This window comes from Thauera sp. JM12B12 (assembly GCF_039614725.1).
Lineage (GTDB): Bacteria > Pseudomonadota > Gammaproteobacteria > Burkholderiales > Rhodocyclaceae > Thauera.
The window spans coordinates 2,279,077-2,294,304 of record NZ_CP154859.1; the positions used below are offsets into that span (position 1 = coordinate 2,279,077).

The 15,228-nt window shown below is 68.6% G+C and carries 12 protein-coding genes; all 12 read left to right on the plus strand.

Annotated features, from left to right (window positions below):
- The first annotated feature begins 259 nt into the window (after positions 1-259).
- Complete coding sequence (gene npdG / locus AAG895_RS10180) at positions 260-940, plus strand: NADPH-dependent F420 reductase (protein WP_345791902.1); 681 nt, start codon at positions 260-262, stop codon at positions 938-940.
- Positions 941-950: 10 nt separating this feature from the next.
- Positions 951-1,718: a coenzyme F420-0:L-glutamate ligase gene (gene cofE, locus AAG895_RS10185; protein ID WP_345791903.1), complete on the plus strand. Its 768-nt coding sequence runs from the start codon at positions 951-953 to the stop codon at positions 1,716-1,718.
- The gene (cofD, locus tag AAG895_RS10190; RefSeq protein ID WP_345791904.1) at positions 1,715-2,665 is read left to right on the plus strand and encodes a 2-phospho-L-lactate transferase; all 951 of its coding nucleotides are present in this window, start codon (positions 1,715-1,717) and stop codon (positions 2,663-2,665) included. Before cofE ends, cofD begins: the two co-directional genes overlap by 4 nt.
- Positions 2,666-2,945: 280 nt before the next feature.
- Complete coding sequence (locus tag AAG895_RS10195) at positions 2,946-4,679, plus strand: SLC13 family permease (protein WP_345791905.1); 1,734 nt, start codon at positions 2,946-2,948, stop codon at positions 4,677-4,679.
- Positions 4,680-4,964: 285 nt separating this feature from the next.
- Positions 4,965-5,597: a 2-phospho-L-lactate guanylyltransferase gene (gene cofC, locus AAG895_RS10200; RefSeq protein WP_345791906.1), complete on the plus strand. Its 633-nt coding sequence runs from the start codon at positions 4,965-4,967 to the stop codon at positions 5,595-5,597.
- On the plus strand, positions 5,579-7,999 hold the full coding sequence (cofH, locus tag AAG895_RS10205; protein ID WP_345791907.1) for a 5-amino-6-(D-ribitylamino)uracil--L-tyrosine 4-hydroxyphenyl transferase CofH: 2,421 nt from the start codon (positions 5,579-5,581) through the stop codon (positions 7,997-7,999). The genes cofC and cofH overlap by 19 nt, the downstream gene beginning before the upstream one ends.
- A 92-nt stretch (positions 8,000-8,091) precedes the next feature.
- Positions 8,092-8,991: a sulfate adenylyltransferase subunit CysD gene (gene cysD, locus AAG895_RS10210; RefSeq protein WP_345791908.1), complete on the plus strand. Its 900-nt coding sequence runs from the start codon at positions 8,092-8,094 to the stop codon at positions 8,989-8,991.
- Positions 8,991-10,898 (plus strand): sulfate adenylyltransferase subunit CysN, encoded by a 1,908-nt coding sequence (gene cysN / locus AAG895_RS10215; protein WP_345791909.1) that lies wholly within the window; start codon positions 8,991-8,993, stop codon positions 10,896-10,898. The genes cysD and cysN overlap by 1 nt, the downstream gene beginning before the upstream one ends.
- 53 nt (positions 10,899-10,951) lie before the next feature.
- A complete protein-coding gene (gene cysQ / locus AAG895_RS10220; RefSeq protein ID WP_345791910.1) occupies positions 10,952-11,734 on the plus strand; it encodes a 3'(2'),5'-bisphosphate nucleotidase CysQ in 783 nt (260 codons plus the stop codon).
- Positions 11,735-11,910: 176 nt separating this feature from the next.
- A complete protein-coding gene (locus AAG895_RS10225; protein ID WP_345791911.1) occupies positions 11,911-12,573 on the plus strand; it encodes a TetR/AcrR family transcriptional regulator in 663 nt (220 codons plus the stop codon).
- Between the two features lie 10 nt (positions 12,574-12,583).
- Positions 12,584-13,777, plus strand: coding sequence for a sulfotransferase (locus AAG895_RS10230; RefSeq protein WP_345791912.1), 1,194 nt, complete (start codon positions 12,584-12,586; stop codon positions 13,775-13,777).
- The gene (locus AAG895_RS10235; RefSeq protein ID WP_345791913.1) at positions 13,770-15,221 is read left to right on the plus strand and encodes a hypothetical protein; all 1,452 of its coding nucleotides are present in this window, start codon (positions 13,770-13,772) and stop codon (positions 15,219-15,221) included. The genes AAG895_RS10230 and AAG895_RS10235 overlap by 8 nt, the downstream gene beginning before the upstream one ends.
- The last annotated feature ends 7 nt before the right edge of the window (positions 15,222-15,228 follow it).

The window sequence follows — 15,228 nt, forward strand, 5'->3', positions numbered from 1 at the left end:
GGTCGCTAGTTCTAGTTCGCAGTCTGGAGAAGCCGCCGTTCGCCGTCGCCCGACGCTCGAGCGGCAGGTGACCAGCACGATTGCTGGCTGACTGCCCCATCAAGCCACTGGCAGCTGAGGCCAACAACGCACCCGCAACCCGCCCCCCATGACTTCGTCCGATCGGACGATGCCCTCCGACCATCAACTCCCGTAGCGTGGCTCACACCCTCGGTGCCCGCATTGCCGGGCGTCGCGCCCACCCCATGGAGAGATTCAGATGGTCATCGACAAGACAAGAACAATCGCCGTCATCGGCGGCACCGGCAAGCTCGGGGCCGCCCTCGCCCGCCGCTGGGCGAAAGCCGGGCTGCGCGTGGCGGTCGGCTCGCGCGACGCCGACAAGGCGCGCGAAGCGGCCGCCGCGCTGGCAGCCGAGACCGGTGCCGCGGTCGATTCGGGACTCAACGCAGAAGTTGCCGCCCGCGCCGACCTGATCGTGGTCAGCGTGCCCTTCGCCTCGCAGGTCGCGACGCTCGCGGAGATCCGCGCGGCGGCGGCCGGCAAGCTGGTGGTGGATACCACCGTGCCGCTGATGCCGCCCAAGGTGATGCGCGTGCAGCTGCCGCCCGAGGGCTGCGCCGCGGTGCGCGCGCAGCAGACGCTGGGCGAAGCGGTACGAGTGGTCTCAGCCTTCCACAATGTGGCCGCCCACAAGCTCGCGACCGACGAGGACATCGCCTGCGACGTGCTGGTGTTCGGTGACGACAAGGCCGACCGCGCCCAGGTCGTGGCGCTGGCCGATGCCGCCGGCCTGCGCGGGCTGCACGGCGGCGCCCTGGTCAACTCGGCCGCAGCCGAGGCGATGACCTCGGTGCTGATCTTTCTCAACAAGACCTATCGTGTCGACGGCGCCGGCCTGTGCATCACCGGCGCGCTCGACATGAATGCCGACGCCTGAGGATCCGGCCATGGGACGCCGGCTGTGTTTCGAAGCGCTTTCCGGCATCCCCGAGATCCGGCCCGGCGACGCACTGGCGCCGCTGATCGTCGCGGCGCTGGCGGAAAATGGCTGTGCGCTGGGCAGCGACAGCATCGTCGTGGTGGCACAGAAGATCGTGTCGAAGTCGGAAGGCCGCTTCGCCTGGCTCGATGAGGTCGTCCCTTCCGACAAGGCGCAGGAGCTCGCCCGCATCACCGGCAAGGATGCGCGCCTGGTCGAGCTGACGCTGTACGAATCGACGCGCGTGCTGCGCGCGGTGCCGGGCGTGCTGATCGTGCGTCATCGCCTGGGCTACGTGATGGCCAATGCCGGCATCGACATGTCCAACGTCCCCGGCGAGGCCGACCGCGAGCGCGCCCTGCTGCTGCCGCTCGACCCGGACGCCTCGGCCGCCGCGCTGCGCGAGGCCTTGCGCGTGGCCACCGGGCAGGCGGTGGGCGTGATCGTCAGCGACAGCTTCGGCCGCCCATGGCGCAACGGCGTGGTGAACGTGGCGCTCGGTTCGGCCGGCATCCCGGCGCTGATCGACCGCCGCGGCGACACCGACCGCCACGGCCGCACGCTGCAGATCACCCAGACCGCCTTTGCCGATGCGGTGGCCGCCGGCGCCGCGGTGGTGATGGGCGAAGGCGACGAGGGCATGCCGGTGGTGGTCGCCAGCGGCTTCATGCCGGCCGCGCCCGAGACGGACTGCCGGGCGCTGGTGCGCCCGATCGACACGGACCTCTTCCAATGAGCGCACCCAGCATCCTTGCCCTGAGCGGCGGCGTCGGTGGCGCCAAGCTCGCCGATGGACTGCTGCACGCGGCCGGCCGCGGGCGGCTCACGGTCGCAGTCAATACCGGCGACGACTTCACCCACCTCGGCCTGCACGTCTCGCCCGACATCGACACCGCGCTCTACACCCTCGCCGACCTCGCCAACCCCGAGACCGGCTGGGGCCGGCGCGACGAGACCTGGACCTTCATGGATGCGCTCGCCCGCCTGGGCGGCGAGACCTGGTTCAGGCTCGGCGACGGCGACCTCGCTACTCATGTCGAGCGCACCCGCCGGCTCGCGGCGGGCGAGCCGCTGTCGGCCATCGTCGCCGACTTCGCGCGCCGCTTCGGCATCGAGGCCGACATCGTGCCAATGTCCGACCAGCCGGTGCGCACCCGGGTGCGGACGGACGAAGGCACGTTCGACTTCCAGGACTATTTCGTCCGCCAGCAATGCCGGCCGGTGACGCGCGCAGTCGAGTTCGTGTTCGCGCCCGACACGCGACCCTGCGCCGCGCTCGAGGCGGCGCTCGCCGACGAGGCGCTGGGCGCTATCCTGATCTGCCCGTCCAACCCCTATCTGAGCATCGCCCCCATCCTCGCCGTGCCCGGCCTGCGTGCGCTGCTGCGCGCGCGCAGCGTGCCGATCGTCGCGGTGTCGCCGCTGGTCGGTGGCGCCGCGGTGAAGGGGCCGACCGCGAAGATCATGAGCGAGCTGGGCGTGCCGGTGAGCGCGGACGAGATCGTCCGCCACTACGGCGATCTGCTCGACGGCTTCGTGCTCGATGCGCGCGACGCGCACCTGCGCGTGCGGATCGGCGTGCCGGTGCAGGTGACCGACACGCTGATGCTGACGCCGGCCGACCGCATCCGCGTCGCGCAGGAGACCCTGGCCTTCGCCGCCACCCTGCCGCCCAGGCCCTGACCCAGGCGCGCGTCGTCCATCTGCAGAGCGATGCCGCCGCGCGGCCCAGAAACCGAGCTTCTTCACATTCAGCCGGAATGCATCTTGGGGAGAGTCGCAAGCGTCTGGTTTTAAACGCTTTAGCAAGCCTTGCGCGCGCGCTCGAAGTATCCCGAAGCGAGTAGCCGTCCGCGTATACGAGGTGTTCCAATCCTGGCAAGGACAGCGCCAGGACCATGCAGACACGACACCTCACCCCTCTTGCAGCCCCTGCGGGCTCGACCCCGGTCGCAGGCAAGCGATGACGGCCTATCTCGTCCTCGCTTCCCTCGCCGTCCTGCTCGCACTGCTGTTGAGCGGCCGCTTCAAGCCCGCGAGCCTGTTCGTCAGCTGGGCGGTCGGCTATCACCTGCTGATCGGGACGGACGAGAAGAGCTTTCTCGCCAGCTACGTGAATCCGGGCGTGGTCACGCTGGCGTTGCTGCTGATGGTCTCGCTGGTGCTCGAGCGCGCGCCCTTGCTCGACGCCTTGCCGGCGCGCCTCCTGCGCGGACGTCCGACGTTCGCCGTGTTGCGCCTGACCGGCTTCACCGCGATCGCGTCGGCCTTCATCAACAACACCGCGATCGTCGCCGCGCTGCTCGGCACCCTGGCCCGGCAACGCCACCTCCCGCCCTCGCGCGTCCTGCTGCCGCTGTCGTACGCCGCGATACTGGGTGGCATCACCACCTTGATCGGCACGTCCACCAACCTCGTCGTGAACGCCTTTGCCGTCGAAGCCGGGCTGCCGCCGATGGGAATGTTCGACCTCGCCTGGGCAGGGGTGCCGATCGCGGTCGTATGCCTGATCGTGCTCGCCATCGGCAGCCGCTACCTTCCGCTTCATCAGGGCCGCGCCGAGGCGCAGGCCCAGCGCTACTTCCTCGAAGCACGGGTGATGCCGGGCGCGCCGCTGGTCGGACGCACGATCGAACAGAACCGGCTGCGCCAGCTCGATGGCCTGTACCTGGTCGAGATCGTTCGCAACGCTCACCTCATATCACCCGCGAGTCCGAGCGAGATCCTGCAGGCGGACGACCGCCTGATCTTCACCGGCGAGATCGCAAAGGTATCGACCCTGCAACGATTCCCCAGCCTGCAACTTTTCGGCCATCAGAGTGGCGCGCTGCTGCACTCGAATCTCGTCGAGGTCGTGATCACCGGCGAATCGGAACTCGACGGGCGCACCCTGCGCGATCTGGATTTCCGCACCATGTTCGACGCGGGGGTGGTCGGCATCCGCCGTGGCAACCAGCAGCTCTCGGGTCAGCTGGGGCGGATCGTCCTGCACGCCGGCGACTGCCTTCTGCTTGCCACCGGGGCGGACTTCGGCCAGCACCGCAACCTCGACCGCAACTTCGTCATCGTCAGCGGCGCCCCCGTAAGGCCCCGTTTGAGCGCGCGTCAGAGCCTCCTGGCCTTTGCCGGCTTCTTCGCCGTGATCGCGCTGGCAGCGCTCGAGCGCCTGCCGCTGCTGCCGGGGCTGCTGATGCTGACCGGGCTGTTCATCGCGTCCGGCCTGCTGGAGGTGGCGGAGATGCGTCGGCGCTTTCCCTTCGAACTGGTGCTGATCATCGGATCGGCGCTGAGCATTGCGCGCGTCATGGAGGATTCGGGCGCCGCCGGGCTGATCGTGCAGTCGATGAGCGCGGTGTCCGCCGGCCATGGGGTCTGGGGCGCCTTCATCGGGGCCTATCTGATCACGCTGCTCCTGACCGAGGTGCTCACCAACAACGCCGCCGCCGCGCTCGGCTTTCCGATCGCCCTGGCGGCCGCACGGGCCTTCGACGCCGATCCGACGCCCTTCATCATGATCGTCTGCTACGGCGCGAGCGCCGGCTTCCTCGTTCCTTTCGGCTATCAGACGCACCTGATGGTGTTCTCCACCGGGCACTACCGCGCGGTGGACTTCGTACGTCTGGGCCTGCCCATCACGCTGGCCTACAGCGCCGTCGCGCTGACGGTCGTCCCCTACCTGTTTCCCCTGTACCCCTGACGCGGTCCCGCACTGCAAAAACCGAGCTCTTTCAGATTCAGCCGGAACGCATCTCAAGCAGGGTCGCAACACACTGTTTTATTGATGCTTTTATTCAAACCCCAGGAAACAGAGACGGGCTCAAAGCGAGTAGCCGTCGTCGTATCTGAGATGTTTCAATTTTGCCAAGGACAGCACCCAGACCATGCAGACACGACACCTCGAACCTCTCGCAGCCCACGACGCCACACCTGCCTCGCAGCGTGTCGCGCGCGCTGCCGCGGCCGGATCGCCGGGAGCACGGCCATGAGCTGCTGGGCCGTGGTTCCGCTCAAGGCGCGCCGCTCCGGCAAGACGCGGCTGTCCGGCCTGCTCGACGAGGCCGCCCGTGCCACGCTGGTGCAGTCGATGCTCGAGACCGTGCTGTCGGCGCTGTCGGCGGCGCAGGAGATCGATCGCATCGCCGTGGTCAGCAGCGAACCCGAGCGGATCCCCGCCGGCGTGCTCGCCCTGCCCGACCCCGGCGAGGGCCTGAATCCGGCGCTGCACGCCGCCGCCGACAGGCTGCTCGACCACGGTGCCCGTTCGCTGCTGGTCATCCACGCCGACCTGCCGCTGGTGCGCGCGAGCGACATCGACCAGTTCGTGCGCGCCGGCCGCCGCCAGGGCATGGCGCTGGCGACCGACCGCCACGGCACCGGCACCAACGCGCTGTTCGTGGCGGATGGCCTCGACTTCCCCTTCCGCTTCGGCACCGACAGCCTGTCGCGCCATCTGGCCGAAGCCCGCCTGCGCCGGATCACGCCCGCCCTGCCCGCGTTGAACGGCCTCGCCATCGACATCGACACCCCTGCCGACCTCGCCTGCCTGTGGCCGGCCGCCGCAGCGCCCTTCACGCCTTCCCGCTGGAGCCCGATGCCATGCACGACCTCACTCTGAGCCTTCTCGACCGCGCGCGGGCTGGACACACGCTGTCGGCCGACGACATCCACCTGCTGGCCGAGCACGCGTCGCACGCCCAACTGCTGCAGGCCGCCGAGGCCCTGACGCTGGCCGGGCACGGATCGAACGTCGGTTACTCGCGCAAGGTCTTCATCCCGCTCACCCGCCTGTGTCGCAACACCTGCGGCTACTGCACCTTCGCCACCACGCCGAAGTCGGTGCCGAGCGCCTACCTGAGCGCCGACGAAGTGCTGGCCATCGCCCGCGCCGGCGCGGCAGCAGGCTGCCACGAGGCCTTGTTTACCCTCGGCGAACGTCCGGAGTCGCGCTACCAGGCGGCGCGCGACGCCCTCGCCGCGCTCGGCCATGGCTCGACCATCGAATACCTCGCGGAGATGGCAGCGCTGGTGCATCGTGAGACCGGCCTGCTGCCGCATGTGAACCCCGGCACCATGAGCGCCGAGGAGATCGCCCTGCTGCGCCCGCTGTCGGCCTCGATGGGCATCATGCTGGAGTCGTCCTCCAGCCGCCTGTGCGAACGCGGCGGCCCGCACTGGAAGTGCGTGGACAAGCACCCCGACGTCCGCCTCGAGACCTTGCGCCTCACCGGCGAGCAGGCGGTGCCGATGACCACCGGCATCCTGATCGGCATCGGCGAGACGCGGCGCGAACGCGTCGACTCCCTGCTCGCGCTGCGCGAGCTGCACGCGGCGCACGGGCACCTGCAGGAGATCATCGTGCAGAACTTCCGCGCCAAGCCCGGGACCGTGATGGCGCGGGCGGACGAGCCCGGCCTGGACGATCACACCTGGACGATCGCGATGGCGCGCCTGATCTTCGGCGCCCGCATGTCGATCCAGGCGCCGCCCAACCTGCGGCCCGGCGAGCTCGGCCCGCTGCTGCGCGCCGGCGTCAATGACTGGGGCGGCATCTCGCCGGTCACGCTCGACCACGTCAACCCGGAAGCGGCCTGGCCGCAGATCGACGCGCTCGCCGCCGAGACGGCCACGCACGGCCGGCATCTGCGCCCGCGCCTGCCGCTGATCCCGTCCTTCGTGGGCGAGGCTGCGCGGTGGAACGACACCGCGATGTGCACCGCCCTGCTGCGCCGCGCCGACGCGAGCGGCTTCGCCCGCGCCGACGACTGGATCGCCGGCACTGGCCAGGCCCCCTCGCCCGCGGCGCTGCGCGTATTCGCGCCGCAAGCCGGGGCCACGGCGCCCTCGCAGGCCATCCGCGCGCTGCTCGACAAGGCCCTGGCGGGCCGCGAACTGGCCGAGGACGAGATCGTGCGCCTCTTCGACGCGCAGGGCGCCGACCTGCACGCCGTGATGGCGGCCGCCGACCGCCTGCGGCGCGACACCGTGGGCGAAGCGGTCACCCACGTGCGCAACTGCAACATCAACTACACCAACATCTGCCAGCACCGCTGCGGCTTCTGCGCCTTCGCCAAGAGCCACGCCGCCTCCACGCTGCGCGGCCCGGCCTACCGGCTCGAAGCCGAGCAGGTCGCCGCCCGTGCGCTCGAAGCCTGGGCACGCGGCGCCACCGAGGTGTGCATGCAGGGCGGCATCCACCCGCACTACACCGGCGACACCTACCTCGAGCTGCTGGCGGCGGTGAAGCGCGCGACGCCCGACATGCACATCCATGCCTTCTCGCCGCTGGAGATCCGTCACGGCGCCGCCACCCTCGGCCTGTCGCTGCACGACTACCTGCGCCGCCTGCGCGACGCCGGCCTGCGCACGCTGCCGGGCACGGCGGCGGAGATCCTCGACGACGAGGTGCGCGCGATCATCTGCCCGGACAAGCTCGACACCGCACAATGGCTCGAGGTAATGGAGGCCGCGCACGCGGTCGGCATCCGCAGCACCGCGACCATCATGTTCGGCCATGTGGATGCGCCGCGGCACTGGGCGCGCCACCTGCTCGCCATCCGCCGCCTGCAGGCGAAGACCGGCGGCTTCACCGAGTTCGTGCCGCTGCCCTTCGTGCATATGGAGTCGCCGCTGTGGCACAAGGGCCGCGCCCGCTCGGGCCCGACGCTGCGCGAGTCGGTGCTGATGCACGCGGTCGCGCGCCTGGTGCTGCATCCGCTGATCCCGAACATCCAGACCTCGTGGGTCAAGATGGGCGGCGAAGGCGCGGCGCTCTGCCTGCAGGCCGGCGCCAACGACCTCGGCGGCACGCTGATGTACGAATCGATCACGCGCGCAGCGGGCGGCGCCAACGGCCAGCTGATGGAGACCGCCGACCTGCGTGCGATCGCGGCGCGCTGCGAACGTCCGCTGCGCCAGCGCACCACCCTCTACGAGGCGGTGCCGCCTGCGGCCGATGGGGCCGCGGCCGATCCACCTCAACGCCCGCGGCAGGCGCATAGGCTGCACGCGACCGCCTGACCCCCCACGCTCCTCGCAGTACCGAACCGCGCCGCCCCGGTGGCGCGGCCGGCCCCTCTCGTCCCTAGATCCCGCAACAAGCTGGAGAATCCATGACACTCACCCACCTGCAACGGCTCGAAGCCGAAAGCATCCACATCCTGCGCGAAGTTGTCGCCGAGGCCGACAACCCGGTCATGCTGTATTCGATCGGCAAGGACAGCGCGGTCATGCTGCACCTGGCGATGAAGGCCTTCTACCCGGCGGTGCCGCCCTTTCCGCTGCTGCACGTCGATACGCGCTGGAAATTCCAGGAGATGTACCGCTTCCGCACCCGCATGGCGCAGGAGACGGGCATGGACCTGCTGGTGCACATCAACCCCGAGGGCGTCGAGAAGGACATCAACCCCTTCACCCACGGCTCGGCGATCCACACCGACATCATGAAGACCGAGGGCCTCAAGCAGGCGCTCGACCAATACGGCTTCGACGTGGCCTTCGGCGGCGCGCGACGCGACGAGGAGAAGTCGCGCGCCAAGGAGCGCGTGTTCTCGTTCCGCACCGCCCAGCACCGCTGGGACCCGAAGAACCAGCGTCCCGAGCTGTGGAAGCTCTACAACGCCAGGAGGCACAAGGGCGAGTCGATCCGTGTGTTCCCGCTGTCGAACTGGACCGAGCTCGACATCTGGCAGTACATCTACCTGGAGAACATCCCGATTGTGCCGCTGTACTACGCCGCCGAGCGGCCGGTCGTCGAGCGCGACGGCACGCTGATCATGGTCGATGACCACCGCATGCCGCTCAAGCCCGGCGAGGTGCCGATGATGAAGAAGGTGCGCTTCCGCACTCTGGGCTGCTACCCGCTGACCGGTGCGGTGGAGTCCGAAGCCGACACGCTGCCGGCGATCATCCAGGAGATGCTCCTCACCCGGACCTCCGAGCGCCAGGGCCGCGTGATCGACCACGATTCCGCCGCTTCCATGGAAAAGAAAAAGCAAGAGGGGTATTTCTGATGGCACACGTTTCCGACCTCATCGCCACCGACATCGAGCAGTACCTGAAGGCGCACGAACACAAGAGCCTGCTGCGCTTCATCACCTGCGGCAGCGTGGACGACGGCAAGAGCACGCTGATCGGCCGCCTGCTCTATGAATCGAAGATGCTGTTCGAGGACCAGCTCGCCGCGGTCGAGGCCGACTCGAAGAAGTTCGGCACCCAGGGCGACCAGATCGACTTCGCGCTGCTGGTCGATGGCCTCGCCGCCGAGCGCGAGCAGGGCATCACGATCGACGTGGCCTACCGCTTCTTCTCCACCGACAAGCGCAAGTTCATCGTCGCCGACACCCCGGGCCACGAGCAGTACACCCGCAACATGGTCACCGGCGCCTCCACGGCCGATGTGGCCATCCTGATGGTCGATGCGCGCAAGGGCATCCTGACGCAGACTCGCCGCCACAGCTACCTGGTGTCGCTGCTGGGCATCCGCCACATCGTGGTGGCGATCAACAAGATGGACCTGGTCGACTATTCGGAGAAGGTCTTCCGCGACATCCGCGAGGACTATTCCGCCTTCGCCGCGCAGATCGGCCTCGAGGACGTGAGCTTCATCCCGCTGTCGGCCTTCAAGGGCGACAACATCATCGAGCCGAGCAGCGCGATGCCCTGGTACCACGGCAGCACGCTGATGGGCTACCTGGAGACGGTCGAGATCGACGACGCGCGCATGCAGCGCGCCCCCTTCCGCCTCCCGGTGCAGTGGGTCAACCGCCCGAACCTGGATTTCCGCGGCTTCGCCGGCCAGGTGGCGAGCGGCGTGATCCGCCCGGGCGACCGCATCCGCGTGCAGCCCTCGGGGCGCGAGAGCACGGTGGCGCGCATCGTCACCCACGGCGGCGACCTGCCGCAGGCGGTCTCCGGCCAGTCGGTGACACTGACGCTGGCCGACGAGATCGACATCTCGCGCGGTGACGTCATCTCCACGGTGGCGGCCCCCGCCGAGGTGGCCGACCAGTTCGAGACCACGCTGGTGTGGATGCACGACGAGCCGATGCTGCCCGGCCGCCCCTACCTGCTCAAGATCGGCGCCAAGACGGTCACGGCCACGATCACCGACATCAAGTACCAGGTGAATGTGAACACGCTCGAGCACGTCGCGGCGAAGAAGCTCGAACTCAACGCGATCGGCGTGTGCAACCTCAGCCTCGACCGTCCGATCGCCTTCGATGCCTATCGCGACAACCGCGACACCGGCGGCTTCATCCTGGTCGACCGGCTCTCCAACAACACCGTCGGCGCCGGTCTGCTGCACTTCGCGCTGCGGCGCGCGCACAACATCCACGTGCAGCACGTCGATGTCGACAAGGTCGCGCGTTCGGCCCTGAAGCACCAGAAGAGCTGCGTGCTCTGGTTCACCGGCCTGTCGGGCGCGGGCAAGTCCTCGATCGCCAACCTGGTCGAGAAGAAGCTGCACGCGCTCGGCCACCACACCTACCTGCTCGACGGCGACAACGTGCGCCACGGGCTGAACAAGGACCTCGGCTTCACAGATGCCGACCGCGTCGAGAACATCCGCCGCGTGGCCGAAGTGGCCAAGCTCATGGTGGATGCCGGCCTGATCGTGCTCACCGCCTTCATCTCGCCCTTCAAGTCCGAGCGGCGCATGGCGCGCAGCCTGATGGGCGAGGACGAGTTCATCGAGATCTTCGTCGACACGCCGCTCGAGGTCGCCGAGCAGCGCGACGTCAAGGGCCTCTACAAGAAGGCGCGCCGCGGCGAGCTGAAGAATTTCACCGGCATCGACTCGCGTTACGAGGCGCCGGAGAGCCCCGAGCTGCAGCTGACGACGCCCCAGCTCTCGCTCGACGCGGCCGCCGACGCGGTCATCGCCACGCTGCGCCTGCGCGGCGTCATCGCCGACTGAAGGCAGCGGGCCCGCGCGGGCCCGCTCTCCCCCACACACGAACAGGAGCCACCATGGCCCAGTCATACGAACCGAGCGCCCTGCTCGACGCCCTGCTCACGGTCGCCCGGGCGGCCGGCGAAGAGATCATGAAGATCTATGCCACCGACTTCGAGGTGCGCGGGAAGACCGACGCCTCGCCGGTGACCGAAGCCGACGAGCGCGCCGAAGCCCTGATCCTGCCCGCGCTCGCCCGCCTCACCCCGGACATTCCGGTGGTCTCCGAGGAGGAGGCCGCGGCCGGGCGCATTCCCTCGGTAGGCGAGCGCTTCTGGCTGGTCGATCCACTCGACGGCACCAAGGAGTTCATCAGCCGCAATGGCGAGTTCACCGTCAACATCGCGCTCATCGAGCGCGGCGTACCGGTACTCGGGGTCGTCTTCGCGCCTGCGCTCGACCGCCTGTTCGCCGGTGGCGCGACGCTCGGCGCGATGGTCGAGGACAAGGGCGTGCGCCGCACGATCGCGAGCCGCACCCCGCCCGCCGAAGGCCTGACCGTGGTGGCCAGCCGCTCGCACGGCGACGCCGAAGCGCTGGCCGCCTTTCTCGCCGGGCGCAAGGTCGCCAGCCAGACCAACGCCGGCTCGTCGCTCAAGCTGTGCCTGGTCGCCGCCGGCGAAGCCGATGTCTATCCGCGCCTCGGCCGCACCATGGAATGGGATATCGCCGCCGGTGACGCCGTGCTGCGTGCCGCGGGCGGCATCGTCCGCACCCTCGACGGCGGTGTTCTGGGATACGGCAAGGCGGATTTTGCCAACCCGCACTTCGCCGCCTGGGGCACGACCGCCGCGGTCTAGCGCCACAAAAACCGAGCTTTGCTCGGTTTCCGCGGCACAAAATCGGGTTCAATTGGCAAGCCCTTGTTTCAACGCGCTTTATTCTTTCCCCTCGGGCTCGCGAAATCGCATCGAATGCGAGTAGCCAGGCCGGGGACGGCTTGCTCCAATTGACCGCGTCACGCGAAGGAACGCTCATGGCCTCCCAACACTCACCGCTTCGTCGCAGCCCCACCCAGTCCCGCGCCACCGCCACGCTGCGGGCCATCCGCGAGGCTGCGCTGCGCATCCTGAAAGAGGAAGGCCATGCGCGCCTCACCACCAACCGCATCGCCGAGGTGGCCGGGATCAGCATCGGCAGCCTGTACCAGTACTACGCCGACAAGCATTCGATCGCGGCGGACATCTGCAACGAGCTGCTGACCTCCGAGCTCGACGACATCCGCCGCCTCGACCGCCAGGCGATCGCGCTCGCCGAGAACTCGCTCGACGCCACCCTCGCGTTCTTCGTCGCGGAGCAGGTTGCGCGCCATCGCCGCCTGTACCTGCAGTTGCGCGACTTCTACCTCGAGATCCACTGGAAGTACGACTTCGAGGCCTACTCGCGCAAGCGCTACCCGAACAAGCCCACCACGGCCGAGTGGCTGCCGTCCGCCCTCGAGCGCCACCGCGACACCTTGCGGGTGCAGGACTTCACGCTCGCCGCGCGCATGGTCGCCAACGCGCTCGAAGGCACGATCCACGCCACCCTCGACCACAACCCCGAGCTGATCCTGACGCAGGAATTCATCGACGAGCTGCACGTCATGCTCGTCCGTTATCTCAAGAAGATGCCCGGCGAAGGCATCCGGAACGACTAAGGAGACCCTCTTGTTCTACTACTTCGACTTCACCGTCTGGTTCAAGCTGCTGCGCCTCGTCGGCCAGGAACCGAACGCGCGCCGGCGGCGCGGGCTCTACAAGCTGCTGTTGCTGCACGTGCCCCTGCGCGCCACCGTCACCGCCGTGTGCTTCTTCCTCGACGGCATCCTGTTTCCGGGGCTGTGGCGTACCCGCATCAAGACGCCGGTCTTCATCATCGGCCATGCCCGCAGCGGGACCACGCTCGCCCACCGCCTGATGGACGCGGACGAGCGCTTCTCGACCTTCAAGTACTACGAGCTGCTGCTGCCCTCGCTGCTGCAGAAGAAGCTCGTGCGCCTGGCCGCATGGATCGACGCCCACCTGCTCGGACGCGCGCTCGAACGCAGGCTGCAGGCCTGGGAGAAGCGCAAGTTCGGCCCCATGCAGCACATCCACAAGATGGGCCTGACGATCCCGGAGGAGGACGACCTGCTGTACTTCAACTCCTGCGCCTCGGGCTTCTGGCTGACCAAGCTCCCGTACATGAGCGAGCTCGACTTCTTCCACATCGACCAGCGCCCGGCCGCGAGCCGGCGCCGGATGATGAAGTTCTACCGGGAATGCGTGCGCCGCCAGCTCTACCTGAACGGCAGCGACCGCATCCACCTGAGTAAGAACCCCACCTACTGCGGCCGCGTCGAGTCGCTGATCGAGGCCTTTCCCGATGCGCGCTTCGTGATCCTCTACCGCAACCCGCACGAGACCATCCCCAGCCTGCTCAAGCTCCTCAACGTGGGCTGGAAGCTGCAGGGCAACCTGTCCGAGGACCGCATCCGCGAATCCAACCAGGTGATGACCGGGCTCTCCTACGAGTCCTACCTGCATCCGCTCGCGGTGCTGGAACGCCACCCCGAGACCCCGCGCGCGGTCATCGACTACCGCCGCCTGACCACCGACCCGAAGGGCACGATCGAGGACGTCTACCGCGACCTCGGGCTCGACATCACCCCCGCCTTTGCGAGCTTCCTCGAGGCCGAGGCCGCCCGCACCCGCAAGCACGAAACCGAACACCGCTACAGCCTGGCCGAATTCGGTCTCGACGACGCCGAGATCCGCGCGCGACTGGCGCCGCTGTTCGAGAAGTTCAACTGGGACGAGGACGTCCCCCCCAACCCGCAGAGCGCACCCGCGCAAGACAAGAAGGAGCTGGCCCATGCATGAGCCCAATCCCCGGCACGACGCCGTGTTCGACATCGTCAAGGCCCACGTCGAGGCGCGCGATCCGGAGACCCGCGACGCCGCAGTCCAGTTGCGCGAGGCCTGGGACGGCATGATCGCGCAGTTGCAGGACGCCCGCGACGCGATCGACGACCCCAAGCTGTGGCCCCCGCCCGCCACGCCGCGCAACCTCGCCGAAGGCTACCGCTACGTGCTCGGCTTCCTGTACGGCTCGATCTCGCGCTGTCTCGGACCGACGCCGGAGTTCCCCTACTTCGTGCGCGCCATCCAGCCGCTCAACCGCTCGACCATCGACAACTGCGACGCCCTCTACCTGATGGCGCCGATCGACGGCAACTACAGCTACACCATCCGCGGTCGCGCCGGCGACACCAGCGCCTGGCGCGGCGGCAAGGCGCCGGCCGGGGTGCGCAAGGCCCCGCACTACGTGATCTTCGAGACGCCCAGCGGCTACTCGGGCGAGAGCGGCAGCCTCAAGGAGATGACGCCCGGCTCGCGCATCAACTGCGCCGAGCTGGACTGCACCGAGCTGAAGGTGGAGGCCGACGGCAGCTTCGAGATCCTGCTCGCCCCCGAGAAGCCGCCCGGCTACGAGGGCAACTTCATGCTCACCCGCGCCAGCCGCACCCGCAAGCAGAAGGACGGCAGCAGCGTCACGCGCGAGTACGTGAGCCAGCTGGTGATGCTGCGCGAGCTGTTCTCGGACTGGGCGAACGAGGACCTGCTCGAGCTCTTCATCTACCGCAACGACCTGCTCGGCAAGCCGATGCCAGCCTACACGCCGGAGGTCGCGGCGAAGCAGATCGCCGACATCGGCCGCTTCACCCGCAACCAGGTGCACTTCTGGAACGAGTTCTACGCCGTCGTGTGCGAGTGCTACGGCGACATGAACGGCGACGGCCAGTGCTTCATGCCGCGCAACGACTTCAACAAGCCCAACGCCGCCTCGCTCGCCACCGCCGGCGGCATGGCCACCAACGTGTATTGCGGCGGCATCTTCGAGCTGGCAGCCGACGAAGCGCTGGTGGTCGAGATGCACCAGCCGGTGGAGCCGGTGTACATCGGCTTCAGCCTGGGCAACATGTGGGGCGAATCGCTGGACTTCGCCAACTATCAGAGCAGCCTCGGCGGCCTGCAGGCGCACCGCGATGCCGACAACGTCTTCCGCCTGGTGGTCTCGCACAGCGACCCGGGCATCGCCAACTGGCTCGACACCACCGGCCAGCCCGAGGGCTACATGGCGATCCGCTGGGCCTACCCGGTCAAGCCCATGGACAACCTGCCCTGGGCGACGGCGAAGAAGGTGCCGCTCGCCGAGCTGCGCCAGCACCTGCCGGACGACACCCGCCTGATCTCGCCCGAGGAGCGCCGGCAGCAGATCGCGATCCGCCAGGAACACGTGCAACGCCGCTACCGCCAGCACTGACGAGGAG